The following is a 25,086-nucleotide window of genomic DNA, read 5'->3' as shown; positions in this document are numbered from 1 at the left end:
GCTCGGATATTTGTACTCTATCGAAACCGAATTAAAAAATAACCGCGAATGCTTATAACAGCGAAGTGGTCAGCGGTGCTGGCCACTTTTTTTGTGTATCAAGGAGTCAGACATAGTGAAAATTTCTACCCTTTCGCGTGCCAGCGCAATCTTATCTGCCACATTGGTATTAGCGGCCTGTAGCCATAGCCAGGAAGGCCTTTCGACTCAGGTTGCTCCTGGCACTGCGGCTTTGCCGATTCTCAATGCTGATGAAGCGGCTAACTACACGGCTAAATCTTATCTGGCTTTCGGCGGACCGTCCGTTCAGGTTCAACAACAGGGCTGGACGCCAGTGCTGGCTAAAACCGACGGTGTGAATACGCCTTACGTGGTCGGCCCTAAAAAAGGCGTTGACGGCGCGCAGTACACCCACGTTCAGCAGGCAATTAACGCCGCGCTGAGTCAGCATAATCACGGCGAACGTGAATTCATCAAGATCCTGCCAGGTACCTACGTCGGTGCGGTTTATATTCCTGCCGGTTCTGCGCCTATCAGCCTGTTTGGTGCCGGTAACAGCGCTGATGAGGTGGTGTTGCAGCAGGGCCTGGAAGCCAGCGTTGCGCCCGCTGCGTACCGTAAAGCCGTGAGCTCGAACGGTGAATTCCTGCCGGGCGACCGTGCATGGTATATGTTCAATCAGTGCGCCAGCCAGCAGAACGAAAGCATCGGCGCGGGCTGCTCGGCCACCGTGTGGTCTCAGGGTAACGGCCTACAGTTGCAAAACCTGACCGTGGCGAACAGCCTTGAAGACAGCACAGACGCTGGTGAGCATCCGGCGGTCGCGCTGCGTGTTGACGGTGACCAAACGTTGCTAGAAAACGTTCACGTGCTGGGTCGCGAAAATACCCTGCTGCTTAACACCAGCGACATTAACAGCAAGCCCGTCACGTCACGCTATACCCGCGTATACGTCCACAACAGTCTGATTGCGGGTGACAGCGATTATGTTACCGGGATGGCGAACGCCGTGTTCGACCACGTCGAATTCCATACTCTCTCGAGCCGCGGCGTGAAGCAGGCCAGCATTTTTGCCCCAATCACCCCTGCTAACGTGCCTTACGGCTACCTGGTGATTGACAGCAATCTGACCGGCGACAAAGGCTTTAACGGCCAAGGTGCGGCACAGAAAGCACAACTTGGTCGCTCCGTTGACTTGGGTGCAGATAAAGGCGGTTACAGCGCAGGTCAAACGCCAAACGGTCAGTTGGTCATCCGCGACAGCCAGATTGACGGAAGTTACAACCTTCAGCAGCCTTGGGGTGACGCAGCCTTCTCCGAGCGTCCGTTCAGCGGCAATATCGCCCCTAATCGTGACCTGAATGACACCGGCTTTAACCGCCTGTGGCAGTTCAACAACGTGATTGCTGGCCTGAAATAACGCCTTTGCGCTAACCCTTCAGTAATGGTCGTCAATAAAACGCCAGACTTTTTAGCCTGGCGTTTTTTTATGCATTTTTTATGCAATAGGGCAATCAACGGCGTGAGACGCGTTGCCGAGTCAGTACTTAGCAATAATTAAGCGTGCAGCTCAATGATAGTGACCCACATCGCGCCTTTACCCACGGGATAATGCTTCAGCGTAGTGAGTTTACCGGTCGCTTTATCGATGCTAGCGACTTCAATTTCATCAGACTTTTGACCGGCAGTGATGACGTATTGACCGCTGTGGTCGATGTTAAAGCCGCGCGGCTGCGTTTGGGTCGCGTGATGCCCTACCAGCTCCAGCTCGCTGCCGTCTTTTGAAACCTTGATAATCGCCAGCAGGCTTGACGTACGCTCGGAGGCATAGAGGTACTGGCCGTCCGGGGTGATATGAATGTCGGCAGTCCAACGATCGCCGGTGAAGTCGGCAGGAATAATATCCAGCGTTTGTACCGCATGATATTCACCGCGGGTGACGTCTTTTTGATAAACATCGACGGTGCCGTTCAGCTCATTGGCGCAGTAAACGAAATGCTGATTTGGATGGAACGCCATATGGCGCGGGCCTGCGCCCGGTGCGGTGCTCAGTTGAACCGGATCATGCGCGGTAGCTTCGCCTTTCAGGCTGAAATCATACAGACGGATGTGGTCCTCTTTCAGCGCCGGGATCATCAACAGCTGATTGGTCGGATTGATGTTGGCCGAGTGGGGAGCCTGAAGATCTTCGAGAACCTGATGAGGTGCCAGCGCTACACCGTCATCGCCGATGGCGTGAATACTGACGTTGTTATAGCTGTATGAGGCACTGAATACGTAGCGGCCCTGTAAATCAATGCCCAAGTGTGTCGGGCTACCCGGCAACGGTGCCATACCGCCCTGTTCCAGGCGGCCATCGTGGTGGATATGATAGGTCAGCACCGCAAATTCCGGACGAACCCCCACGTACAGATGGCGCGAGTCCGGCGAAGCCACCATCGGCTGTACCTGCCCCGGGACTTCTACCGTTTGCAACAGCGACAGTTCGCCATCTTCATGCAGGTTAAAAGCGTGGATCTGCTGACTGTCTGGGCTGGCAACATAAACGACTTGTTTCATCATATCTCCTTATTAAAACTCAAATAGGGTACGTTATTTTTCATCTTAGCGATCGTCAGAATAACAGCATAGCCTAACCCGGTGCTAAGGCATTAGCCCTGGATGCGAGGTTTTAACATTTGGATTAAAGGTGTAACATTAATAGCCTTAATTTTATGCACTGACATTTATTCTCTGACACTCTGCTGGAACCGCTCATGACTTATCGCGTAATCGCGCTCGATCTCGACGGCACGCTGCTTGACCGTCAAAAACGTATTCTGCCCGAATCACTTTCTGCACTGGCTGACGCACGCGCCGCAGGGATTAAAGTTATTATCGCCACCGGACGTCACCACGTTGCTATTCACCCGTTTTATCAGGGACTTGAACTGGATACGCCCGCGATTTGCTGTAACGGAACCTACCTCTACGACTTTCATGAGAAAAAAGTTCTCTCTTCCGATCCGCTAGATAAAACCAAAGCCAAAAAAGTCGTCGATCTGCTTGAGTTCTACGGCATTCATGGTTTGCTGTACGTCGATAATGCCATGCTTTATCAGCAGTCAAGCGGTCACGTTGAGCGCTCAATTATCTGGGGCAACTCGCTGCCGGAAGGCCAACGACCAACGATTATTAAGGTTAACAGTCTGCGTGAAGCGGCGGATGAGGCGCAGTCTATCTGGAAATTTGCCACCTCTCACCACGACCTCGATGCCCTGCACGCCTTCGCGAAACAGGCGGAGAATGAGTTGGGGCTAGCCTGCGAATGGTCATGGCACGATCAGGTTGACGTCGCCAAAGGCGGCAACAGCAAAGGCCGACGCCTGCAGGAGTGGGTTGAGTCTCAAGGGCTAAGCATGTCCGACGTGGTCGCCTTCGGTGATAATTACAACGACCTCAGCATGTTGGAAAATGTCGGTTTAGGTGTCGCAATGGGCAACGCCGATGATGCGATAAAAGCCCGCGCCGGCCTGGTTATTGCCGACAACGAGCAGCCAGGCATTGCCGACGTTATTCGCCGTAAAGTACTTTAATTAACACGTCCTCTTTTCATCAGGAGGACGTCATTTAACGGCGACTCAGCGACACGCTTTTGATCTGGGCATAAAGCTGTTGGCCGGGTTTGATATCCAGCTCATCGCAGGCCCAAGGGGTAATTTTTGCCCAGATAATGTGGCCGCCGACGTCAAGTTTGACGTCAACCGCGGCGTCGGTGACCAGCAGTTCAACCACCTGCGCCGGTAAGATATTACGGATACTGCTGTTGCCAACGGACGGTTGCAGCACCAGCGACACGTCTGAAGCCTGCACGCGAATGCGCAGTGGTGAACCCATCGCCGCCTCGATTTTACTCGTCCACAGTCGCTTGTCACCCAGGGAAAGCGCGGTCATCGCATAATGAGGATGCTGCTCCAGCACCTTAACGTTCAGCACACTGCTTTGCTCTTCACGCGGCAACCACGGGCGCATCACGTTACTAGCCCACACTTCTTCGACGTCACCAAAGGCCAGCACTTTTCCGTTATCAAGTATCAGCACTTTTTCAGCCAGGCTGAGGATCTCGTCCAAACTGTGCGTGACGTATAAAATAGGGATATTAATTTGCTGAGCCAGCCGCTCGAGATACGGCATCAGCTCGCGCTTGCGCGGCAAGTCCAGCGCCGCCAGCGGTTCGTCCATCAGCAACAGCTCCGGTCCGCTGAGCAGAGCGCGACCAATGGCAACGCGCTGCTTTTCGCCCCCTGAAAGCGTTAAAGGATAGCGATTGAGCAACGCTTCGATGCCGAGCAGTTTTACAATGTCGTCAAACTGTTCACGCATGGCAGGCCCCATGCCATATTGCAGATTACCGCGCACTTTATAGTGCGGGAAAAGGCGCGCATCTTGAAAAACATACCCAATACGGCGTTTTTCAGGCGGCAGAAAAAGCGCGTTGGCAGACGCCGAACCACGCTGTGAAAGCACCCTTCCATTGAGAACAATTGAACCACTGTCGGGACGGGTCAATCCGGCAATCGCATTAATCAGCGAGGTTTTACCTGCGCCGGAAAGGCCGAAAATAGCGGTTATCCCACTTTCTGGCAGCGCCACTTTCACCTCTAGCGACAGGTCGCCCAACTGCTGGGAGAAATCCAGTGTGAGCATCAGCCCCCCAAATGCTTACGGCTGCGCCGAGCAAGCAGGTCAGAAATCAGCAGAGCCGCCAGCGACAACAAAATAGCCAAGGTGCAAAGCCTGGCCGCCGCCCCTTCCGCACCCGGCGTTTGAATTAGCGTATACATTGCCAGCGGGATAGTGCGCGTTTCCCCGGGAATGTTAGAGACAAAGGTAATCGTGGCACCAAATTCGCCGAGCGAACGGGCAAACGACAGCACGATGCCAACGATAATTCCCGGCAATGACAGCGGCAACGTGATAGTGAAAAACACCTTCCACACTGATGCCCCCAGCGTTTTCGCCGCCTGCTCGAGGCGAGTATCAATCGCCTCAAGCGACTGGCGAATGGCGCGCACCATCAACGGAAAGGCCATGACTGCCGAGGCCAGCACAGCACCTTTCCAGCTAAAACTGACGCTGAATCCGAACCAGTCATACAGCCATTCCCCGATAATGCCCCTGCGCCCCATCACCACCAGCAGCAAATAACCGATCACCACCGGCGGCAGCACCAGCGGCAAATGGATCACGCTGTCGAGCAATGACTTGCCGGGAAAGCGGCAGCGAACCAGTATCCACGCCATAAGAATACCCAGCGGCAGGCTGATAACGGCGGCCAGGCTGGCGATTTTGATGCTCAGCACCACCGCCTGCCACTCGTATTCACTCAGTATCATCAGCGTGGTGTAAATCCGTATTGTTTGAAGATGGCGGCGGCGGCAGGCGTTTTAAGATAATCATAGAACGCCGTCAGTGCGGCACTTTCATGACCTTTTACGACGGCCATCGGATACTCGACCGGCTTGTGGCTCGATTCAGGAAAAATGCCGACGACTTTTACCTTGGTGCTGGCCACGGCATCAGAACCGTAAACGATACCCAGCGGCGATTCCTCGCGCTCGACCAGTGCCAACGCGCTGCGTACGTCGCTTGAAGGCGCAAGTTTTGGCTCAAGCGCCGTCCATGCTCCGAGATTTTGCAGCGCCTCTTTGGCATAGATACCGGCCGGAACGTGAGCAGGGTCGCCCACTGCCAAAAGACCACCTTTAAGCAGCTTCAGCCAAGGCGTATCCTTGTTGATATCAATTTTTTGCTGCTTGCTCTCTTGAGCCGCCACCAGCACCAAATCGTTGCCGAGCAGCGTATAGCGAGTGTTATCGACCATCAGCTGCTTACCCACGGTGTAGTCCATCCACTGCTGGTCGGCAGAGATAAACAGGTCAGCCGGTGCGCCCTGCTCAATTTGCTTGGCAAGCGTTGAGGACGAGGCAAAAGAAGAGACGACCTGCACGTCTTTTCCCTGCTGGTACTGTTCAGATATTTTCTGCAGCGCGTTGGTCAATGAAGCGGCGGCAAAGACGGTAATTTTTTCTGCCGCCTGAGCCTGTAACTGTGTAAACACGCCCGCAGCCAGTACGGCTACTGCCAAACCTTTACCCAGAGTTATACGCATTGAGTTTTCCTTGTATTGTTATAGTGCCCACCGTTGTATAGGGTGCAATATAGCGTAGAAACACTCCGTTACATAAACATCTGCATTAAAATTTAGGCAAAAAAAACCCGACGCTGAGGTCGGGCTGTGGCAAACGAACGTGAAAGGCTTACGCCCTAGGCTCGTTGCGAGATTCTTTCGGGTGGCCAACTTTGGAAATAACGTTAAATAACTCGCCCATACCGTAAATTAAACCCAGAACAACGGCGATAAAAATAGGCACCATTATTACCGCGAAAAGCAAACTCTCTAATAGTTCTAACATGATGGCCTCACTCTGCTGACTTAAATCGCACTAGGGCGAAAGCAAAAATCTGTTACCAATCTTAACAGTGAATCTTAGGAATTACTTTAGCTTTTCGCCAACTGGACGCAAACTAGCGGCTTTTACGCGGCATCGGCGGTTTGAGAAATCCCGGCGATCGGCGACAATGCTCTATTATCAAGTAATGTCTTACCGCATGACTTTTGCCTCCGCCGAGACTGGACCCCTATTTTATGCAAGCTGAAATCCTCCTCACATTAAAATTGCAGCAGCGAATTTTTGCCGATCCTCGCCGTATCGAGCTGCTCAAACAGGTAAAGATTACCGGTTCGATTAGTCAGGGCGCCAAACTGGCTGGCATCAGTTATAAAAGCGCCTGGGACGCTATTAATGAAATGAATCAATTGGCTGACCAAACCCTGGTAGAACGTAACACCGGCGGCAAAGGCGGCGGCGGTGCGAAATTGACTCGCTACGGCGAGCGTTTGATACAACTCTATGACCTGCTGGCGCAGATCCAGCAAAAGGCCTTTGACGTACTCAAAGACGACGGCCTGCCGCTCGACAGTTTACTGGCGGCGATTTCGCGATTCTCTCTGCAGACCAGCGCAAGAAACCAACTTTTTGGCACCGTCATTGAGCGCGATAATGAAGAAGTTCAACAGCATATCAACGTCTTGCTGACCGACGGAAAAACGCGCATTCGCGCCGCTCTCACCCAGCAAAGCGCCGATCGTCTTTCTCTGCTACCCGGCAAAGAGATCCTGGCCTTAATCAAAGCACCGTGGATAACGCTGAGCTATCAGGCCACCAATGCCGACAATGCGCTGGCTGGAAAAGTGCACAGTATTCAGCAAGGTCACGACAACTGCGAAGTGCTGATCGCGCTGAATGCGAGCGAGACACTGTGCGCCACGATACCGACTGCGCAACTGGAGGAAATGGCCTTGGTACAAGGCGCCGAGGTGTTTGCGCAGTTCGATGCTGATAAAGTGATTATCGCCACCCTGTGCTAATAAATTATTAGTATTCATTATCTTGCATTTTAAGCGCTGACAGTTTGCAGATTTGTCAATTGACTTGGGGATGCGATGAGCTTATCCCTGAAATTCTTAATGATTTATTATTAACAAGAATAGGCGGAGCGTTGCCTGAAACAGGCATCCCCCCAAGTCATAAGACAGGCAGGAGCAAGATGTCATCATTAACTATTTCACAGGCCATTTTCCGACTCAGCGATACGCGCACTTTATCGCTGGATGAACTTACCCTAAATCAAGGGGAGTCGTGGGCATTTGTCGGATCTAACGGCAGCGGAAAATCGGCACTGGCGCGGGCGATTGCCGGCAATCTTGTGCTGTTAAATGGCGAGCGTCACAGCGATTTTTCACGCGTGGTGCGTCTCTCCTTCGAACAATTACAAAAATTGGTCTCCGAAGAATGGCAGCGCAATAACACCGACTTGCTCAGCGCTGATGAAGATGATACTGGCCGCACCACGGCTGAAATTATTCAGGAACAGGTGCATGATGCCGTGCGCTGCGAAAAACTGGCCGCACAGTTTGGCATTGCTCACCTACTCTCGCGCCGCTTCAAGTATCTCTCTACCGGTGAAACACGCAAGACGCTGCTCTGTCAGGTGTTGATGCAGCAGCCGGACCTGTTGGTGCTTGACGAGCCGTTCGACGGGCTAGACGTTAACGCCCGCCAGCAGTTGGCCGCCATGCTTGAGGAGCTGGCCGCTCAGGGCCAGACAATGGTGCTGGTGTTAAACCGTTTTGATGATATTCCTGATTTTGTTCAACACGTTGGCGTACTGGCAGACTGCACGCTGGCCTCCGTTGGCCCGCGCGAGCAGGTGCTGCGTGAAGCGCTGATTGCCCAGTTGGCGCACAGTGAAACGCTCGACGGTATGCAGCTTCCTGAAAACGAAGATCCGACCCAAAAAGTTTCTCCTCCGCAGGACCAGCCGCTTATCGTGCTGCGCAACGGCGTGGTGGAATACAACGACAAGCCCATTCTGCACGGGCTGACTTGGCGGGTTGAGCCGGGACAGCACTGGCAAATTGTGGGGCAGAACGGCGCGGGGAAATCTACCCTGCTCAGCCTGATTACTGGCGATCACGCACAGGGCTACAGCAACGATTTGACGCTTTTTGGCCGCCGTCGTGGTAGTGGAGAAACCATTTGGGACATCAAGCGCCACATCGGCTACGTCAGCAGCAGTCTGCATCTTGACTACCGCGTGAGCTCCAGCGTACGTACCGTAATTTTATCGGGATTCTTTGACTCGATTGGTATTTATCAGGCCGTGTCCGACCGCCAGCAACAGTTGACCACCCAATGGCTTGACCTGCTGGGCCTCGGCGGCAGCACTGCTGATACGCCTTTCCACAGTTTGTCGTGGGGGCAACAGCGTCTGGCGCTGATTGCTCGCGCGCTGGTGAAGCATCCGGCACTCCTTATACTTGACGAACCTCTACAGGGTCTCGACCCGATCAATCGCCAACTGGTACGCCGCTGGATTGACGTGCTGATTGGCGAGGGAAAAACCCAACTGCTGTTCGTTTCCCATCATGCCGAGGATGCCCCACAGTGTATTACTCACCGGTTAAGTTTTGTACCCGATGGGGAGATTTATCACTATCAGATTGATGCCCTCAAGACCGCACTGCCTCGTTACCGCATGCTGGCGGCGGAAAATAACGGCCTTTAGCCTGGCCCATCGCTAGCAGCAGCGAGAAGCGGCACCACGACGTCGCTGATGGGCGTGGGAATACCGTGCGCTCGCCCCATTCGCTGCACCACGCCGTTGCGAATATCCCATTCGAGAGGAAAACCTGCCACCCTGTCGGCAAGGATTGAGGTACCTAAATCGGCGGGGGCGCGCTGAAATCCATCGATAATCTCCTGTGGGATTTCGTCGCCCAGTATCGCGCCCTCGGCACGCGCAACTGTCAGGCACTCACGCAGGTAAGCCAGCGATAACGCGGTAATGTCAGCTCGCGAATACATTCCCGCTCGACGTCCAGAAAGCACCATTAAACCGGCAACCGCATTCTGCAGCAACTTGCGCCATGCGATAGACGTGAAGTCCGCCGCAAGATCCACCGCACAGCGGGTGCCGTGTAAAGCGTCAAGCACCCTGCGGGCTTCAGCGGTATCAGGCAACGTTAGACGCGGTTTGGCACGTAACCACACCGAGGCATCAGGTTCGCGTTGCGCAGGAAACCATACGACTGCGGGCAATATCGGGCTGCCGGACACATACGGGGCGACCAGCGCCTGTTGCTCAACGCCATTTTGCAGCACACAGACCACCGTATTTGCACCGCACAATGCGGCAAGCCAAGGGGCTATCGCCTCAATTTGCGTAGATTTGACCGCAATAAAAACCAGGTCAACAGGGTTCTTGATTTCGGCTGGCGATGTCTGCACCGGTCCAGGTACTACAATATTGCCACCCTCAAAACGCAGTTCCAGGCGGCTGTGAGCCGAGCGCCCGTATATCATCGGCGTACGTCCAACCTCATGCAGTGCCGCCGCAATAGTGGTGCCGATTGCCCCCGGCCCTATAAGCGCGACGGCTGGATTTTCAGATTTCATCTTCATATCTCCTGTCTTGATGGTCATTTTGGGGCCCTTTAGCCGATGACAATAATACCGATGACAATGACGGTACAGGCCACTACTTTTCGCACAGTCAGCGTTTCTCCGAGGAAAAAATAGCCTATCATTGCCGCAAATAACACACTGGTTTCGCGCAGTGCCGAAACGGCTCCCATTGGCACGCGAGACATGGCGTAGATGATGATGCCGTAGGCCATAAGAGAGACCAGTCCACCGATGAAAGCGATGATAAAACCGGGCCGCAGCGTGAATAAACTTTTGGGGCCGCGTAAAAAGATATAGACCGGAGGCATCAACACGCCCCACAGCGCACTCATCCAAACCGTATAGGCCATCGGATCACCAGACAAGCGAACACCGATACCGTCTGCCACGCTGTAAGCCGCAATAAAACATCCCGTTCCAAGCGCATAAGGCAGACTCGGAACCGCGAGTTTTCGCCCTTTGAAAGCCAGTGAAATAATGCCTCCCGACACCAAAGCTATGCCTAGCAAAGCACTGACCCTCACGCTTTCCCCGGCGAAAATCGCTGCCGCCAAGGTAATCAGTATCGGAGAAGAACCTCGTGAAATTGGATACGTTTGTCCGAGGTCGCCCGCCTTATAGCTCCTGACGAGAAACAGGTTGTAGCCAACGTGCAGCATCGCCGACAGCACGGCATATTTCCAACTGGCTTTGGCCGGCGGTGTCACGAAAATCGCGATAATGGTGCTGGCAACCGCAACCGCCATGCACATGACCGTCATCGACCACAGTCTGTCGACTCCGCCGCGCAGGAGCGCATTCCAGCTTGCATGCAAGAGCGCAGCGAAAAGTATGAGTAAAATGATCTGAATAGGCATACGTCATCGTAAGCAACTGTACGTCTAGACTAAAGCGAAGTCTCCTCATCGAAGCATGAGTCAATCCTCATGCTTCATCGATAATATTGTTGAGCGTTGTTTGATTCTGCCAGCAGCCAATTTCGAAAACTGATGATATGCGGCTGAGATTCTGTCCCCTTTGGGCAAACAAAATAGTAAGCAACCGGGGATGCAAATGGCACATCAAACAGTCTGATCAGGGTGCCTTCACCTATTTCAGTTTCGACATGGCCGCTTCGAGCCAGGGCTATTCCTTGCCCCAGCAGCGCCGCCTCGATAGTCATGTTGGTGTCGGCAAATCTCACGCTCTCCTTAAGTGCAGAGGCAGTAACGCCGACGTGTTGGAACCACAGCGCCCATTTTGGGACCAGATCGGCACCGTCACGCGTGAGCAGCGGATAATTCAGTAATTCAGCCGGGGTATTAGGGGGGCCAAGGCGGTGTAACAGGGCCGGACTGGCGACGGGAAAAATGTGTTCTCTAAACATAAATTCCGCATGCAGCCCTGGGTAGTTACCATTGCCAAAACGTATCGCCACGTCCGATTCCGTGCTTGAGAAATTAATCGACTTGTCGCTGGTTTCTAGCGTAACTAAAATTTCGGGATGCTGTAGGGAGAGGTGAGGTAATCTTGGCAGCAGCCATTTTAGCGCAAAGGAGTAAGTCGTACTGACCTTTACCCTGACCCTTCCTTTTTGATCTCTTAGATCCGTAAGAGTGGCCTCCAGATTGATGAAAAACTCACGCACGATCGGCACCAATGCAGCGCCGGCTGGCGTCAGGGTCAATGATTTACCACGCTGAAATAGCTGCAATCCCCAGAGTTCTTCGAGATTTTTCAACTGATGGCTGACCGCGCTTTGCGTGATGTGCAACTCTTCGGCGGCGGCGGTAAAGGTTGCATGTCGAGTGGCAACCTCGAAGGCGCGTAGCGTGGAACTCGGCGGCAGATTTCTCATTGCATTATTTCCTCGGTATACATACTAAACGCGCCTGTTATGACTGAAAGCTCATGATAGTGCATTCTACTCCCGCCTAGTCTTAATCTTAAAATTAAGCTTATAAGACAGTTTCCATTTGAAAAAAGTAGGTGTAACCGATTACACATTAGGTATTATAAGGCTTGTATTGATGAAAAACCTGCCTTTGGGGCAGTTGGTGCGCACATTGCTGGGATGGTAAACTAAGGGGTGTAAGCGATTTCATTTTATAAGATGGATCACCTTTTTACCTGCCACAGCATGATATTGTGGTCAACATCAATACCTTTAAGGAGTCGATATGTACGTTCTAGTTACCGGTGGTAGCGGTTACATTGGCAGTCATACATGCGTTCAATTAATCAAAGCGGGCTATACGCCAATCATTCTGGATAATCTTTGCAACAGCAAAGCCAGCGTTTTAGAGCGTATTAATACTCTGACGGGTCAGACTCCTCTCCTTTATCAGGGCGATATCCGCGATCGCGCCCTGCTGGACAAAATTTTCCAGGAACATAAGGTTCACTCGGTTATCCATTTTGCTGGATTGAAAGCGGTTGGCGAGTCAGTCAACAAGCCGATGGAATACTACGATAACAACGTTTACGGCTCTCTGGTGCTGGTTGAAGCCATGCGCGCAGCTGGCGTGACTAACCTGATTTTCAGCTCGTCGGCCACCGTCTATGGCGATCAGCCCAAAACGCCTTACGTCGAAGACTTCCCGACCGGTACACCTTCCAGTCCTTACGGCCGCAGCAAGCTGATGGTAGAACAGGTTCTGCAAGACCTACAGCGCGCTGAACCCAACTGGAGCATTTCACTGCTGCGCTACTTCAACCCGGTCGGTGCCCATCCGTCAGGCCTGATGGGTGAAGACCCGCAGGGTATCCCGAATAACCTGATGCCGTTTATCGCCCAGGTTGCCGTGGGTCGCCGCGAATCACTGTCAATCTTTGGCAATGACTACGACACCCCGGACGGTACCTGCCTGCGCGACTACATTCACGTGGTTGACCTGGCCGACGGTCATTTGGCCGCCATGAAAACGCTGCATAACAAACCGGGCGTACACATCTACAACCTCGGCGCCGGCCTCGGCAAGAGTGTTTTGGAAGTGGTTAACGCGTTCAGCGACGCCTGTGGCAAACCGGTTAACTATCACTTTGCACCACGCCGCGCTGGCGATCTGCCTGCTTACTGGGCCGATCCAACCAAAGCTGCCAACGAACTGAATTGGCGAGTCAGCCGTACTCTGGAAGATATGGCTGCTGATACCTGGCTGTGGCAATCAAACAACCCACAGGGCTATCCAGACTAAGGAAAAGTAATGTCAAGTTTTGACCCAATCGAGCACCCGCACCGCCGCTATAACCCACTGAGCGATCAGTGGGTACTGGTCAGTCCGCACCGGGCCAAACGCCCGTGGCAGGGCCAGCAGGAAACACCGTCTCAGGAAACACTCCCCGCGCACGATCCTGACTGTTTCCTGTGCCCGGGCAATACCCGAGTGACCGGTGACGTGAATCCTGACTATCAAGGCACCCACGTCTTTACCAACGATTTTGCCGCGCTGATGCCGGATACGCCATTTGCTCCAGAAAGTGACGATCCGCTGATGCGTTGCCAAAGCGCGCGTGGCACCAGTCGGGTTATCTGTTTCTCGCCAGACCACAGCAAAACACTGCCGCAGCTTTCACTTGAGGCTTTGGAAAAAGTGGTCACCACCTGGCAGGAACAGAGTGCAGATTTGGGCAAAACGTATCCCTGGGTTCAGGTGTTTGAAAACAAGGGTGCGGCAATGGGATGTTCCAACCCGCACCCGCACGGTCAAATTTGGGCCAACAGTTTTTTACCCAACGAAGCCGAGCGCGAAGACCAACTTCAGCGTCAGTATCTGACGCAGTATGGCTCTTCAATGCTGGTGGATTATGCACAACGCGAGTTAGCCGACGGCAGCCGTACGGTGGTCGAAACTGAGCACTGGCTTGCCGTGGTGCCTTATTGGGCCGCGTGGCCGTTCGAAACCTTGCTGCTTCCAAAAGCGAAAGTGTTGCGAATCACGGAACTGAGCGAGGCGCAAAGCAGTGACTTGGCGCTGGCACTGAAAAAGCTGACCAGCCGCTACGATAATTTGTTCCAGTGCTCTTTCCCTTACTCTATGGGTTGGCATGGCGCGCCTTTCAGCGAAGGTGACTATTCCCACTGGCAGTTGCACGCACACTTTTATCCGCCGCTGCTGCGTTCCGCGACGGTGAGAAAATTTATGGTTGGCTATGAAATGCTGGCTGAGACCCAAAGAGACTTGACTGCCGAACAGGCCGCAGAGCGTCTGCGTGCAGTCAGTGATGTTCATTATCGTGAGGCCGGAGTGAAATGATGGAATTAAAAGACAAAACATTAAAAATCTTTGAAGAAAAATTTGGCTATCCGGCTACCATCACGATTAAAGCTCCGGGCCGCGTCAACCTGATTGGCGAGCACACTGATTATAACGACGGCTTCGTTCTGCCCTGCGCGATTGACTACGAAACGGTCATTGCCTGTGGCCAGCGCAATGACCGCACAATTCGCGTGATTGCCGCCGACTACGACAACCAGCAGGATGAGTTCTCACTCGATGAGCCGATCCTCAGCACCAACGCGCTGCCGTGGGCTAACTACGTGCGCGGGGTGGTTAAACATCTCATGCTGCGCAACGGGGACTTTTCCGGCGCAGACATGGTTATTAGTGGCAATGTGCCGCAGGGCGCAGGTCTCAGCTCGTCGGCCTCGCTTGAAGTTGCCGTAGGTCAGGCGTTAAAAAGCCTGTATGACCTGCCGATAGACGGCGTTGAGTTAGCTTTAAACGGTCAGGAAGCCGAAAACCAGTTCGTGGGCTGCAACTGCGGCATTATGGACCAGCTGATTTCGGCGCTGGGTAAAGAAAACCACGCACTGCTGATTGACTGCCGTTCGCTGGAAACCAAAGCCGTTTCCATGCCTGAAAACGCGTCGGTGGTTATCATCAACTCCAACGTAAAACGGGGTTTGGTTGACAGCGAATACAACACCCGCCGTAAACAGTGTGAGGAGGCGGCACGCTTCTTCGGCGTGAAAGCGCTGCGCGACGTTGACATGGCACAGTTTGCCGCCAAGCAACAGGGCCTCGATCCGCTCACCGCACGTCGTGCTCGCCACGTTATTAGCGAAAATGACCGTACCGAGGCCGCCGCCATTGCCTTGAGTCACGGCGACCTGAAAACAATGGGCGTGCTGATGGCCGAATCTCATGCCTCAATGCGTGACGACTTCGAAATCACCGTGCCGCCGATTGATACTCTGGTTGAAATTGTTAAATCAGTGATTGGTGAACAAGGCGGTGTGCGTATGACCGGTGGAGGTTTTGGTGGCTGTATTGTCGCCCTGATCCCTAGCGAACTGGTCGAGCAGGTTCGCAAAACCGTGGCGCATGAATATCACGCCAAAACCGGTATTAAAGAGACATTTTACGTCTGCCAGGCTTCAGAAGGTGCCAGCATATGTTAACTCCAGTCCAAGCCCAGCGAGCCCCAGACGGCTCGCCTTTTCAGTTGGTTACGCTAAAAAACCCTGCGGGGACAACGGCTACCTTTATGGATTGGGGTGCGACATGGTTGTCATTAGTTTTGCCACTGCGGGGCGGTGAAAACCGCGAACTGGTGCTGGGTTGCAAGGGGCCGGAAGATTACGTCAACCAGAGCGCCTATTTGGGTGCTACCGTCGGCCGTTACGCTAACAGGATTGCACGTTCGCAGTTTCAAATCGACTGTAAACCGCATCTGCTGGTCGCCAATCAGGGCGTACATCAGTTGCACGGTGGGCCTGAAGGCTTCAACGCGCGTCGTTGGAAAATACTTAATTACACTCAGCAGAAAGTCAGCTTTCAGTTGGTTTCTCCCGATGGCGATCAGGGGTATCCTGGCGAATTAACAGCAGAAGTGCACTATCAGCTTACCGACGATAATCGCCTTGAAATCAGCTACAAGGCGCAAGTTGACAAACTGTGTCCGGTCAACCTGACCAATCACGCCTATTTTAATCTCGACGGTGAAGGTCACGACGCGCGCAAGCAAAAGCTGCAGCTGTTTGCCGAGCGCTTTCTGCCGATCGACAGCGACGGGATCCCCTGTGCGGATCTCACCTCCGTTCAGCAAACCGGCATGGACTTCCGCACGCCAAAAACGCTGGCGCAGGATTTCCTCAAGGACCGCGATCAGCAGCGCGTTAAGGGCTACGACCACGCTTATCTGCTGTTTGCTACCTGCAATGCCAATGACAATCCGGCGGCTCACCTTTGGTCTGCCGATGAAAAAGTAAAAATGTCGGTATTTACTTCAGCCCCTGCGTTGCAGTTATACAGCGGCAACTTCCTTAACGGTACGCCAAACCGCAGCGGTGGGCAGTATGCCAACTACAGCGGCGTGGCACTTGAGAGTGAGTTTCTTCCCGACAGCCCGAACCACTCAACCTGGCCACAGCCAAGCTGCTGGACAAAGCCGGGGCAAATTTATCGTTCGGCTACGGTCTATCAGTTTTTTGCGATGTAGGTAAAACGGCATAAAAAAAGCCATCGACTCATGCCGATGGCTTTTTGACGTTATAAAAGGTTAATTAAACCTGTTTATAATTATATTTTGATCCAGGCGTTAATCCAGTTGATACCAGAACCTGGGGTGTAATGCGTTTCCTGAGCGGTGCCTTTTGCGACATTGCACCAGCCCGTTGCAGGCCAACCTCTACATTCGTAGACGCCGCCGTCAGTACCTGTCACTTTGTCACCGCCCTTATAAGCCTTACCAAACTCGAACTTTGGATGCGCTTGGCCGTTGTCATTCCCATTGTCGTTGCCGTTGCCGTTGCCGTTGTCATTATCATTGCCGTTGCCGTTGCCGTTGTCATTATCATTGCCGTTGTCAGCAACCGGCTTCACCGTCACGGTCACACGACGCGCGTCTTTACTGCCATCTTTCCCGATAACGGTCAATTCATACACGGCTTTTCCGACTTTATTGGCTGGGACCAAAGCGCGAGCCTTGGCCAGTTTCACTTCTTTTACCCAACCTCCGCCCTGCTTTTCTTGCAGCCAGAAATTACCCGCACCCTGCACAATTTTCCAGCTGTAAGATTGTGCATTTTTGCTCCTGGAACCATCCAGCTCGTAGCCTGCTGAATTGGACGATTCAGTAACCGTAAAGTCTGCTGGTACTACTGCAACAGGCTTGTTGACCTCAGCTGGCTTGGATGCCTTTAAGGTGATGGTTTTAGAATTAGAAACATTCTGACCGTTGGTTACCGTGAGTTTAACCTGCACGTTAAAGTTGCTGGTTGCCTGGTTTTTCAGACGAAGAGTCGCCGTGCTGCTAGTGCTTCCTGACAAGGTAACTTTGTCGCTGTTGCTCATCACTTGCCACGAATAGCGCAGAGATTTACCCGAAGAGGCGCTGGCATCCAGAGTTAGATTACTGGTTGACAAGTCACTGCTGCTTGCACGGATATCAGCAACTGGCTTGACGACTTCATCTTCTGGACCACTGCTGCCATCAAATTTGACGTCAACCATTTGGTAAAAGGCCATTGCCGTATCACGAATCCGCCATACTGAGTAAATCTTTTGATCGCCAGTACGTTGAGGAACAGTACAGGTATGAACTGTTTTCAGCTTTGGAAACGAAATATCATTAGATGCCGGGTAAGGATAAACCTTATGACAGAATGGTTTGTCTTCAAACATCTCTTTTGTCAGTTTTTGACCGTAACCCGGTTTAGATTTCCAGTCCTGCTTGGTGATGTAGTAGGTGAAATAGGTTGTCCTGTGCTGAGCCGGAATATACCAAGTGAAATCCTGCGTCCCAGATTTCATCGAATTCACCGGCCAATTATAACTTTCATTGTCCAGAGGGGTACGATTGGCATTCCCACCGCTGGCTAATTTACCATCAGGTGGAAAGTTGAATGCATTCTCGTAGGAAGTGTCATTCTCCATTAAACCACCCGCCGGTAATTTATGGGCTTCAATTTCATCAGCAGGCCAGGGTGAAGCATAATAATTAAAAGAACGGCTCTTGGGGTTTTCTATATATCCATGCGCTCCGGCAACTGTGGAATAGAGACCACCTAAAACAAGTGCAATCGCGTAAGGAAGAATCTTAACTTTCGTATTTTTCATTTTTTATCGCCCATCATCCATGTTATATGCGAGTCAATCAGTTAATAGTGAATTCTGCATGATTCAAACGACTGTCTGAATGAGCATAAACACTATTAATGCTATGTTTTTCCGGGTAGACCTCTCCGTTGGCATGCAATACGCCAGCACGAACATCGCTGTGCTTACTATTGATTGCCTGAGCCATGTAATAGGACCAACTGGATTCTTCACCCGGTAACATGGTGACTTCTACTTCCTTATTGATTATTTCACCGCTGTTTTCAGCAAAGAAACGTGCACGAACGACATCACCTGCTTTGACTACGACCGGAGAGTCGACGACAAGGCGATCGATGGTGGCAATTTGCTTAGTCCACTCACCGTTAATGGATGCTGTGACTTGGACATTGCTACTCTCAAAGTCAACGTCGATAACGTTATAAATACTTGATGCTTTACCCTCTTGTTTATCGGCAAGATTTGCAACGGCATAGATCAACTGGTAACCATCACGTACTGGCAACTGGCATTGATGAGAAATAACGCCTTGCTGAACCTGGGTTGCATCGTTGGCTATCTCGCAGAAAGGAGTGGCCTCAAAGCTGGCCGCTGTCAGACGCTTCTGCTTATCAAGAGTCTGCTGCCAGTCAGGTTTAGTCATGTAATATTTCCAGTTGGAAATATTGGAAGGGGACGTAATCTGCCAGCTGATATCCAATTTACCCTGAGTTATCGGGTTTTTATGCCATTGTGCAGCACTTTCAGTATCCAGTGCCTGATAGCGTTCCAGACCGGCGCTGGCCAGCAATAAGCGTGGAAAGCCAGACTCAGTCGTTTCTGACTGGATCAATTCCGACTGAAATTTGGCAAAATCACCACAGTTAATATTTTCCCCAGTTTTACACAGCTGGGCTCTCGCAGTAGGTGAACTAACATATCCACTGGCGGATGCGCCATTGATAGACATCAGACCAAGCGGCGCTAGAGCGACAAGCACAGCCAGAGTTTTTACGGGTGTAAGTGCCATTTATTTATCCTTAAAGAAAAAACTACGTCCTTAAATAAATCCAATCCGTCACTCAATATTTAAGTTACAAATTGAATTTCTAAGAAACAAAATGACACATAAGGCGGTGAGACAAATGAGTAAAAGCCTAAGAAATTTCTATTTTTGATAAGAAAAAGATAAGGGGTCGAGTAGCCCAGCGCACAAGAGAATACTCAAGTTGTCCTAGAATCGGGGCGAGCCTGTATCCAGTGTTGAGATGTCTTTCAACGGGGCTGGTGTTCGTGATACCGCCAGAACACTCAGACACGCAGAACCCTCTGCTTCTCACGCTCTGTAGAACTGCATGAAAAGGTTATGGGGGCCTTTATCGAAAAGCGCATGTTCTATTGATTGGAGTCATCACCAAAATGAGAGGGTTCTATAGAATACCGAGAGTCATCTCGGGGGTATTATTGTTGTCATTAAGAGGCGGTGAAATTCCACACAACAGTATTTAACCCAGAAAAAACCTTTCTTCTATTATTAAGTATTTGAGGGTTTTATTATCAATAGAGAATTAAAAAAGAAGCCGAGCTATTACTCGGCTTCTTTTAATAATTTTAATATTGGTCGTTATTAGAAATCAACATTCACCCCAAGTTGGAAGGTTCTGCCTGGCATCGTCGCCAATGCAAGATCTGCTTTATCCTGAGCGGTTGAGACTTCATTGTTGCGAGTACTCAAGTAATCCCAGTATTTACGGTCGGTCAGGTTATAAATACCGCCGCTGAGTTTAACGTTTTTAGCAACCTGCCAGTAACCGGTCAAATCTACAATGCCATAGCCCGGAATCCGGGCATATTCGGTAGAAGAATCAGTAATTGCCGTCCCGGTATTGGTGTAAGTCTGACGATTAGTCGCCGTAGCCTGCTTACCTTTGTTAAAGGTCGCCGTTGCCGCCACGCCGTAGAGACCTGATGGGTCATCCCACGCCAGACCAGTCACCAGTTTCATCGGTGGAACGCTGTCGAGATCAACGTATTTATCGCCGTTGTAGCTCGACTTGGACGCGCCCTTAGCATAGCCAAACGCCAGTCGTGCACTCAGGCCGTTGACCTCTTGATACCAGGTACCAAAGTTAAACCTGGCGCTCAGACTGGTGCCGTAGATATAGGCTTTATCGCGGTTTTCTGCTTCATATGCGGTGTAAATGTTGCTCGGAATGTTAGCGAAAATCCCCGGACTGCCTGCGCGCGTGTAGCGGGTGTAGGCAATAAAGTTAGAATATTGGCTATAGAACGCGTTGAGGTTAAAGGTAATCCCCTCCGTCGCCTCCCCCTTAAGGCCCCACTCATAGTTGTTGCTGGTTTCTGTCTTCAGATTCGAGTTACCGATCAACGCGTACTGCGCCGAGCCAGCATAGCTTGAGCTCAGGTTCCATGAACCATAAAGCTGGCTGGCATCCGGGAACTGAGCGCCTCGTTTGTATTGCAGGTAAGTCTGCACCTTCGGCGTAATGTCGTAGATGAAAGCCAGTGAAGGCAGTAACTGTGTATCACTGTTAGAACTGTAGAGCGTAGATAGCGCCGACTCGGACAGAGAGCTATTGGCCAGCGTCGAGAGATCCTGTGGCTCAGACTTCTGATAAGCCAATCTCAAACCGGGTACTACCGAGAAGTTATGGCCAGCCAAGTCCCAAGTCATGGTGTCTTCGGCAAATGCGCCAAACACGTAGGTACGGCTGTTGGCCGTTGGCGGCATGATATAGCTGTAAATACTTTGTGCAGGCGACTGGCTGAACGGGCGATCCGTCTCGGAGATGTTGCCATTCAGGCCCCAGCGAAATTCGTGGATGCCCCAGGATTTGGCCATCTTGTTATCGAATCCAAAGGTGTGGGTATTGGAGTCGGAGAAGGTGCGAACCAGGCTGGTACCCGTGGTTGAGCTTGGGCCAAAGGTGTTGTCGTGGGCCTGCGTTTTTTGATAGAACAGCTTGGTATCAACGGTGTCCACCAGCAGTGAATACGGCGTCCAATGGTCGAGCAGGCTGGCGGTCAGACGACGGGTTTCGCTGGTTTGGTCGTTAGTGCCATTAGTGGCAGAGCCGGCGGTGTTCCATGAGTCAAAATGGGTATGGTTAGTCTTGGTGAAAAGATCAACGGTGCCGGTCAGCGTGTGGGTATCGGTTGCCGCCCACGTGCCGGATGCCATCAACGAATCAGAATGCCAGTTAGCCGGATAGGCATCCAGCGTGCCGCTGTTGTTGCGGGTTTCCTGACCGTCACGACGGCTGAGTACCACAATGCCGCTCAGGTCGCGATCGCCACCGGCCACGGTAAATCCATTATGCCAGCTGCGGTTTGAAGAGTCATAGTCACTCTGATAACCAAAATAGCTGTGCTTGTTTTCGCTTAGGTAGTCGTCGGCTGACTTAGGTTTGAAAGAAACCGATCCGCCGATTGAGGTATTGGCGTAGGAAACATGGGTTGCGCCCGATTGAATATCGACGTTGCCGTACATATACGGGTCGATAAAGTCACGGCCAATACCAAAGGTGTCCTGCCCCGCTCGCCCGACGTAAGGTCGGCCCGTGGCATTGGGTTGGGCAATGCCGTCTACGTCGATGGCAACGCGGTTTGATTCCAGACCGCGCACGTTGTAACCGGTATAACCGCCGCGGTCGAAACCGCTTTTACCGACCGATGAACCGCCCGCCGACCCTGTTGCGCTAATCAATGGCTGGTAACGCATAATGGTGCCAAAATCGTTACCGCCGTCTTTTTGCATATCTTTTGCCGTTAGCTTGGTCTCGTCACCGGCCTTTCTCACCACTTTTGGAGAGATAACGGTCATAACGTCGCCAGCATCGGCTTTATTATCTGAATTTTTTACCACAGGTGCAGTGTTGGCAGTTTCCGCTGCGACGGCGCTCATTACGGAGCTGGCGACCAGGCTTAAAGACAGCAAGGTCTTAAGGTGACGCTTTCCCTTATGTGTAGACATAAAAAGGCCTTAGGAAGTTTAGGATTATTATTTTGCTCAGCAATACTTCTCGCTAATTAAGGCAGTCTGGCGAATAAATACAGTTCAAAAAACAAACACTGACTGAAACGCAGATAATAAGCGCAACAATACCCTGTTATTTATCAGGGCTTTATATGATAATGAATGTAATGAAAATGATAATAATTATCATAAACATTCCTGTCAATACACAATAACCGTTAAGTTCATCGATCGGATGTAATTTTTAAGTAAGTTTTTGCACGGTTTATGAATCAGAGGATTTCTACGCAGGTTTTGTCGATCATTTAGCGAAAAATGTGATATCTATCCTCTCTGGGTGAGGATTTACTCAGCCAAAACGAACTGATCCATCTACGCTTACAGAGTGTCCTGGTGAGCAGGACGTCTTAAAAAGGAATGAGCTATGCGTTTACCAATTTTGTTGTCTTTATTAGCAACGCTTTTTGTTGGGGGTAATGCACTGGCCGCTGAAGCTGTGAAGCAACCCTCTGCGGCACAGACAGCACAGCGTCAGAAAATGACCGACTGTAACCAACAGGCTACGACGCAAAGTCTCAAAGGAGATGAGCGCAAGACTTTCATGAGTCATTGCCTGAAAGCCGAAACCAAATCTATGACGCCACAGCAGAATAAAATGAAGACCTGTAACGCGGATGCTGCGAAAAAGGATCTGAAAGGTGATGCACGTAAAACGTTTATGAGCACGTGTTTGAAAAAAGCTGCGTAATTAGCAGTGAAGCAAACTCCCATTAACGCGCAGCCTGCCGGTCAGGCTGCGCGTTTCGTTTAAAGATTGCCGGAACGGGGGCTGAGGCCATATAATGAACTCAGTTGTCATTTGAATTTCAGTAAATTGAGGAGTTTAGCTATGGCTGTAACCAAGCTGGTTCTTGTAAGACACGGCGAAAGTCAATGGAACCAAGAGAACCGTTTTACGGGTTGGCATGATGTTGATCTTTCGGACAAAGGTCGTACTGAAGCAAAACAGGCAGGTCAACTGCTTAAAGATGAAGGCTTCCAGTTTGATTTCGCTTACACGTCTGTACTGAAACGTGCCATCCACACTCTTTGGAGTGTTCTGGACGAATTGGACCAGCCGTGGCTGCCGGTTGAAAAGTCTTGGAAACTGAACGAACGCCATTACGGTGCGTTGCAGGGTCTCGACAAAGCTGAAACCGCGGCCAAATACGGTGACGAGCAGGTTAAGCAGTGGCGCCGCGGCTTCCGCGTTACACCTCCAGAGCTTGAAAAAACTGACGAGCGCTTCCCTGGCCACGACCCGCGTTATGTGAAACTGCGCCCTGAAGAACTGCCAACGACCGAAAGCCTGGCTCTGACCATTGAGCGCGTTATTCCTTACTGGACTGACGTTATCAAGCCACGCCTTGAAAGCGGCGAGCGCGTTATCGTTGCTGCGCACGGTAACTCACTGCGTGCGCTGGTTAAATACCTCGATGACCTCAGCGAAGACGAAATCCTTGAGCTGAACATCCCTACCGGTGTTCCGCTGGTTTATGAGTTTGATGAAAACTTTAAACCTATCAAGCATTACTATCTGGGCAACGCTGAAGAAATCGCTGCCAAAGCGGCGGCGGTTGCTAATCAGGGTAAAGCCAAGTAATTCAGTATCTGCTGAAGACAAAAAAAGAACGCCTCGGCGTTCTTTTTTATTGGCGATAATATGTTGATGAATAAACGTTAGCCGCGACGCTGTTTCACTGAATTCGCCAGATTACGCAGCAGGGTTTCAGTATCTTCCCAGCCGATGCAGGCATCAGTCACACTTTGTCCGTAAACCAAAGGTTCGCCGGTGTCTAGGCTCTGATTACCCTCAATCAGATTACTTTCCACCATTACGCCCATAATCGCCTGTTCACCGTTGGCCAACTGACCGCAAACGTCCTCACAGACTTCCATCTGCTTTTTAAACTGCTTGCTGCTGTTGGCATGGCTGAAGTCGATCATGATTTGTGCAGGCAGACCGCCCTTTTTCAGGCCGTCTTTCACTTCTTTCACATCTTCAGCGCTGTAGTTTGGCTTTTTGCCGCCGCGTAAAATAATGTGGCAGTCGCCGTTACCCGCAGTAGTCACGATAGCCGAATGGCCCCACTTGGTCACTGACAGGAAGCAGTGAGGAGCGCCCGCCGCGTTAATAGCATCGATAGCCACTTTGATGGTGCCGTCGGTACCGTTTTTGAAACCGACAGGGCATGACAAGCCAGACGCCAGCTCACGGTGAACCTGAGACTCCGTGGTACGCGCGCCGATTGCACCCCAGCTCATCAGGTCGGCCAGATACTGTGGCGTTATCATGTCGAGGAACTCGCCCGCCGCCGGCAACCCGATGTCATTAATATCCAGCAACAATTTACGCGCAATTCTCAGGCCGTCATTAATCTGAAAACTGTTGTTCATCTGCGGATCGTTAATCAGCCCTTTCCAACCTACGGTAGTACGCGGCTTTTCAAAATACACGCGCATAACCACTTCAAGCTCGCCGCGCAGCTCGTCGCGCAGGGTCAGCAGACGGGCTGCATACTCTTTGGCCGCCTTGGGGTCATGAATGGAACAGGGACCAATTACCACCAACAGACGATCGTCATTACCCTTCAATATCTTATGGATAGCATTGCGTGCCTGGGAAACCGTTTTTGCGGCCTTGTCCGTTGCCGGAAATTTTTCCAGCAGGGCAACCGGCGGCAAAAGTTCCTTAATTTCTTTGATACGTAAATCGTCGTTTTGATAATTCATAACTATTCCATTGGGTATTTCAAAAAAGGTCTGATCTAAATTCTAAACGCGACCAATCTAGCCGCATTGTGAACAGCTGTAAATCGACTTTAAGTCATTAATGGGCATTTATCTCATTGCGAGGTTCTCATCATCAACTAGTCTTTACACGACAAGATAAAAATATTTACAGAGTACGTTCATTCTAAAGACATAGTGGATTTCTACGACAAACCGGAAATGGAGA

At 51.5% G+C, this 25,086-nt stretch carries 23 protein-coding genes and 1 pseudogene; 12 read left to right on the top strand and 12 right to left on the bottom strand.

Annotation, left to right across the window (positions count from 1 at the left end; genetic code table 11):
* Window positions 1-115: 115 nt before the first annotated feature.
* Window positions 116-1,420, top strand: a complete 1,305-nt coding sequence (locus BS639_RS11905; protein WP_055777453.1) for a putative acyl-CoA thioester hydrolase — start codon at window positions 116-118, stop codon at window positions 1,418-1,420.
* Window positions 1,421-1,557: 137 nt separating this feature from the next.
* On the opposite strand, the gene pgl is transcribed toward BS639_RS11905, so the two are convergent.
* Window positions 1,558-2,559: a 6-phosphogluconolactonase gene (gene pgl / locus BS639_RS11900; RefSeq protein ID WP_055777450.1), complete on the bottom strand. Its 1,002-nt coding sequence runs from the start codon at window positions 2,557-2,559 to the stop codon at window positions 1,558-1,560.
* Window positions 2,560-2,756: 197 nt separating this feature from the next.
* Between pgl and BS639_RS11895 the strand changes: the two genes are divergently transcribed.
* Complete coding sequence (locus BS639_RS11895; protein ID WP_055777448.1) at window positions 2,757-3,575, top strand: pyridoxal phosphatase; 819 nt, start codon at window positions 2,757-2,759, stop codon at window positions 3,573-3,575.
* Window positions 3,576-3,609: 34 nt separating this feature from the next.
* Here BS639_RS11895 and modC read toward each other — a convergent pair whose 3' ends face one another.
* From modC to BS639_RS11875, 4 genes are all read right to left on the bottom strand, one after another.
* Window positions 3,610-4,686 carry a molybdenum ABC transporter ATP-binding protein ModC gene (gene modC, locus BS639_RS11890; protein WP_084983169.1) on the bottom strand — a complete coding sequence of 359 codons (1,077 nt, stop codon included), beginning with the start codon at window positions 4,684-4,686 and terminating at the stop codon, window positions 3,610-3,612.
* Window positions 4,686-5,375 carry a molybdate ABC transporter permease subunit gene (gene modB, locus BS639_RS11885; protein WP_084983168.1) on the bottom strand — a complete coding sequence of 230 codons (690 nt, stop codon included), beginning with the start codon at window positions 5,373-5,375 and terminating at the stop codon, window positions 4,686-4,688. The genes modC and modB overlap by 1 nt, the downstream gene beginning before the upstream one ends.
* Complete coding sequence (gene modA / locus BS639_RS11880) at window positions 5,375-6,151, bottom strand: molybdate ABC transporter substrate-binding protein (RefSeq protein ID WP_084983167.1); 777 nt, start codon at window positions 6,149-6,151, stop codon at window positions 5,375-5,377. The genes modB and modA overlap by 1 nt, the downstream gene beginning before the upstream one ends.
* 148 nt (window positions 6,152-6,299) lie before the next feature.
* On the bottom strand, window positions 6,300-6,455 hold the full coding sequence (locus BS639_RS11875; RefSeq protein ID WP_072156453.1) for an AcrZ family multidrug efflux pump-associated protein: 156 nt from the start codon (window positions 6,453-6,455) through the stop codon (window positions 6,300-6,302).
* 233 nt (window positions 6,456-6,688) lie between these two features.
* Here BS639_RS11875 and modE point away from each other — a divergent pair, with 233 nt between their 5' ends.
* Together modE and modF are read left to right on the top strand one after the other, a co-directional pair.
* Window positions 6,689-7,471, top strand: a complete 783-nt coding sequence (gene modE, locus BS639_RS11870; RefSeq protein WP_084983166.1) for a molybdenum-dependent transcriptional regulator — start codon at window positions 6,689-6,691, stop codon at window positions 7,469-7,471.
* A gap of 179 nt (window positions 7,472-7,650) precedes the next feature.
* A complete protein-coding gene (modF, locus tag BS639_RS11865) occupies window positions 7,651-9,171 on the top strand; it encodes a molybdate ABC transporter ATP-binding protein ModF (protein ID WP_084983165.1) in 1,521 nt (506 codons plus the stop codon).
* Here the strand turns inward: modF and BS639_RS11860 are convergent.
* From BS639_RS11860 to gcvA, 3 genes are all read right to left on the bottom strand, one after another.
* Window positions 9,168-10,061: an oxidoreductase gene (locus BS639_RS11860; protein ID WP_084983164.1), complete on the bottom strand. Its 894-nt coding sequence runs from the start codon at window positions 10,059-10,061 to the stop codon at window positions 9,168-9,170. The two genes, modF and BS639_RS11860, sit on opposite strands and share 4 nt — an antisense overlap.
* Window positions 10,062-10,099: 38 nt before the next feature.
* Window positions 10,100-10,927, bottom strand: a complete 828-nt coding sequence (locus BS639_RS11855) for a DMT family transporter (protein WP_084983163.1) — start codon at window positions 10,925-10,927, stop codon at window positions 10,100-10,102.
* Window positions 10,928-11,001: 74 nt separating this feature from the next.
* Complete coding sequence (gcvA, locus tag BS639_RS11850; protein ID WP_084983162.1) at window positions 11,002-11,907, bottom strand: transcriptional regulator GcvA; 906 nt, start codon at window positions 11,905-11,907, stop codon at window positions 11,002-11,004.
* A 322-nt stretch (window positions 11,908-12,229) separates the two neighbouring features.
* Between gcvA and galE the strand changes: the two genes are divergently transcribed.
* From galE to galM, 4 genes are read left to right on the top strand one after another with little or no spacing between them, the layout of a single operon-like run.
* Window positions 12,230-13,246, top strand: coding sequence for a UDP-glucose 4-epimerase GalE (gene galE, locus BS639_RS11845; RefSeq protein WP_055777422.1), 1,017 nt, complete (start codon window positions 12,230-12,232; stop codon window positions 13,244-13,246).
* Window positions 13,247-13,255: 9 nt separating this feature from the next.
* Entirely contained in the window at window positions 13,256-14,305 is a 1,050-nt protein-coding gene (gene galT / locus BS639_RS11840; protein ID WP_055777420.1) for a galactose-1-phosphate uridylyltransferase, read from the top strand.
* Window positions 14,305-15,453 (top strand): galactokinase, encoded by a 1,149-nt coding sequence (gene galK, locus BS639_RS11835; RefSeq protein WP_055777415.1) that lies wholly within the window; start codon window positions 14,305-14,307, stop codon window positions 15,451-15,453. Before galT ends, galK begins: the two co-directional genes overlap by 1 nt.
* Window positions 15,447-16,493 (top strand): galactose-1-epimerase, encoded by a 1,047-nt coding sequence (gene galM / locus BS639_RS11830; RefSeq protein WP_084983161.1) that lies wholly within the window; start codon window positions 15,447-15,449, stop codon window positions 16,491-16,493. The genes galK and galM overlap by 7 nt, the downstream gene beginning before the upstream one ends.
* An 80-nt stretch (window positions 16,494-16,573) precedes the next feature.
* On the opposite strand, the gene BS639_RS11825 is transcribed toward galM, so the two are convergent.
* Complete coding sequence (locus BS639_RS11825; RefSeq protein WP_084983160.1) at window positions 16,574-18,112, bottom strand: lytic polysaccharide monooxygenase; 1,539 nt, start codon at window positions 18,110-18,112, stop codon at window positions 16,574-16,576.
* Between the two features lie 37 nt (window positions 18,113-18,149).
* The gene (locus BS639_RS11820) at window positions 18,150-19,121 is read right to left on the bottom strand and encodes a lytic polysaccharide monooxygenase (RefSeq protein ID WP_055777395.1); all 972 of its coding nucleotides are present in this window, start codon (window positions 19,119-19,121) and stop codon (window positions 18,150-18,152) included.
* Between the two features lie 238 nt (window positions 19,122-19,359).
* Between BS639_RS11820 and BS639_RS25280 the strand changes: the two genes are divergently transcribed.
* Both BS639_RS25280 and BS639_RS11815 read left to right on the top strand, forming a co-directional pair.
* Window positions 19,360-19,440 (top strand): IS1-like element transposase, encoded by an 81-nt coding sequence (locus tag BS639_RS25280; protein WP_072156452.1) that lies wholly within the window; start codon window positions 19,360-19,362, stop codon window positions 19,438-19,440.
* A pseudogene (locus tag BS639_RS11815) lies at window positions 19,410-19,493 on the top strand (IS1 family transposase); the annotation flags it as partial. The gene BS639_RS25280 and the pseudogene BS639_RS11815, both read left to right, overlap by 31 nt.
* Before the next feature lie 225 nt (window positions 19,494-19,718).
* On the opposite strand, the gene BS639_RS11810 reads toward BS639_RS11815, so the two are convergent.
* Entirely contained in the window at window positions 19,719-22,085 is a 2,367-nt protein-coding gene (locus BS639_RS11810; protein ID WP_084983159.1) for a TonB-dependent receptor domain-containing protein, read from the bottom strand.
* Window positions 22,086-22,512: 427 nt separating this feature from the next.
* Between BS639_RS11810 and BS639_RS11805 the strand changes: the two genes are divergently transcribed.
* Window positions 22,513-22,836, top strand: coding sequence for a PsiF family protein (locus BS639_RS11805; protein WP_055777386.1), 324 nt, complete (start codon window positions 22,513-22,515; stop codon window positions 22,834-22,836).
* Window positions 22,837-22,977: 141 nt separating this feature from the next.
* Window positions 22,978-23,730 carry a 2,3-diphosphoglycerate-dependent phosphoglycerate mutase gene (gpmA, locus tag BS639_RS11800; protein WP_055777383.1) on the top strand — a complete coding sequence of 251 codons (753 nt, stop codon included), beginning with the start codon at window positions 22,978-22,980 and terminating at the stop codon, window positions 23,728-23,730.
* A 77-nt stretch (window positions 23,731-23,807) separates the two neighbouring features.
* Here the strand turns inward: gpmA and aroG are convergent, their stop codons facing one another.
* The gene (aroG, locus tag BS639_RS11795) at window positions 23,808-24,860 is read right to left on the bottom strand and encodes a 3-deoxy-7-phosphoheptulonate synthase AroG (protein ID WP_055777380.1); all 1,053 of its coding nucleotides are present in this window, start codon (window positions 24,858-24,860) and stop codon (window positions 23,808-23,810) included.
* Between the last annotated feature and the right edge of the window lie 226 nt (window positions 24,861-25,086).

The sequence above is a fragment of the Rouxiella silvae genome (assembly GCF_002093625.1).
In the GTDB taxonomy this organism is placed as follows: domain Bacteria; phylum Pseudomonadota; class Gammaproteobacteria; order Enterobacterales; family Enterobacteriaceae; genus Rouxiella; species Rouxiella silvae.
The sequence above is the reverse complement of the archived record's forward strand: the minus strand, read 5'-3'. Positions and strand labels throughout refer to the sequence as shown.

Excerpts from the sequence above, each read along its gene's own strand:
- pgl (WP_055777450.1), bottom strand. The coding sequence starts at position 2,559 with ATGAAACAAGTCGTTTATGTTGCCAGCCCAGACAGTCAGCAGATCCAC.
- BS639_RS11895 (WP_055777448.1), top strand. The coding sequence starts at position 2,757 with ATGACTTATCGCGTAATCGCGCTCGATCTCGACGGCACGCTGCTTGAC.
- modC (WP_084983169.1), bottom strand. The coding sequence starts at position 4,686 with ATGCTCACACTGGATTTCTCCCAGCAGTTGGGCGACCTGTCGCTAGAG.
- modB (WP_084983168.1), bottom strand. The coding sequence starts at position 5,375 with ATGATACTGAGTGAATACGAGTGGCAGGCGGTGGTGCTGAGCATCAAA.
- modA (WP_084983167.1), bottom strand. The coding sequence starts at position 6,151 with ATGCGTATAACTCTGGGTAAAGGTTTGGCAGTAGCCGTACTGGCTGCG.
- BS639_RS11875 (WP_072156453.1), bottom strand. The coding sequence starts at position 6,455 with ATGTTAGAACTATTAGAGAGTTTGCTTTTCGCGGTAATAATGGTGCCT.
- modE (WP_084983166.1), top strand. The coding sequence starts at position 6,689 with ATGCAAGCTGAAATCCTCCTCACATTAAAATTGCAGCAGCGAATTTTT.
- modF (WP_084983165.1), top strand. The coding sequence starts at position 7,651 with ATGTCATCATTAACTATTTCACAGGCCATTTTCCGACTCAGCGATACG.
- BS639_RS11860 (WP_084983164.1), bottom strand. The coding sequence starts at position 10,061 with ATGAAATCTGAAAATCCAGCCGTCGCGCTTATAGGGCCGGGGGCAATC.
- BS639_RS11855 (WP_084983163.1), bottom strand. The coding sequence starts at position 10,927 with ATGCCTATTCAGATCATTTTACTCATACTTTTCGCTGCGCTCTTGCAT.
- gcvA (WP_084983162.1), bottom strand. The coding sequence starts at position 11,907 with ATGAGAAATCTGCCGCCGAGTTCCACGCTACGCGCCTTCGAGGTTGCC.
- galE (WP_055777422.1), top strand. The coding sequence starts at position 12,230 with ATGTACGTTCTAGTTACCGGTGGTAGCGGTTACATTGGCAGTCATACA.
- galT (WP_055777420.1), top strand. The coding sequence starts at position 13,256 with ATGTCAAGTTTTGACCCAATCGAGCACCCGCACCGCCGCTATAACCCA.
- galK (WP_055777415.1), top strand. The coding sequence starts at position 14,305 with ATGGAATTAAAAGACAAAACATTAAAAATCTTTGAAGAAAAATTTGGC.
- galM (WP_084983161.1), top strand. The coding sequence starts at position 15,447 with ATGTTAACTCCAGTCCAAGCCCAGCGAGCCCCAGACGGCTCGCCTTTT.
- BS639_RS11825 (WP_084983160.1), bottom strand. The coding sequence starts at position 18,112 with ATGAAAAATACGAAAGTTAAGATTCTTCCTTACGCGATTGCACTTGTT.
- BS639_RS11820 (WP_055777395.1), bottom strand. The coding sequence starts at position 19,121 with ATGGCACTTACACCCGTAAAAACTCTGGCTGTGCTTGTCGCTCTAGCG.
- BS639_RS25280 (WP_072156452.1), top strand. The coding sequence starts at position 19,360 with ATGTCTTTCAACGGGGCTGGTGTTCGTGATACCGCCAGAACACTCAGA.
- BS639_RS11810 (WP_084983159.1), bottom strand. The coding sequence starts at position 22,085 with ATGTCTACACATAAGGGAAAGCGTCACCTTAAGACCTTGCTGTCTTTA.
- BS639_RS11805 (WP_055777386.1), top strand. The coding sequence starts at position 22,513 with ATGCGTTTACCAATTTTGTTGTCTTTATTAGCAACGCTTTTTGTTGGG.
- gpmA (WP_055777383.1), top strand. The coding sequence starts at position 22,978 with ATGGCTGTAACCAAGCTGGTTCTTGTAAGACACGGCGAAAGTCAATGG.
- aroG (WP_055777380.1), bottom strand. The coding sequence starts at position 24,860 with ATGAATTATCAAAACGACGATTTACGTATCAAAGAAATTAAGGAACTT.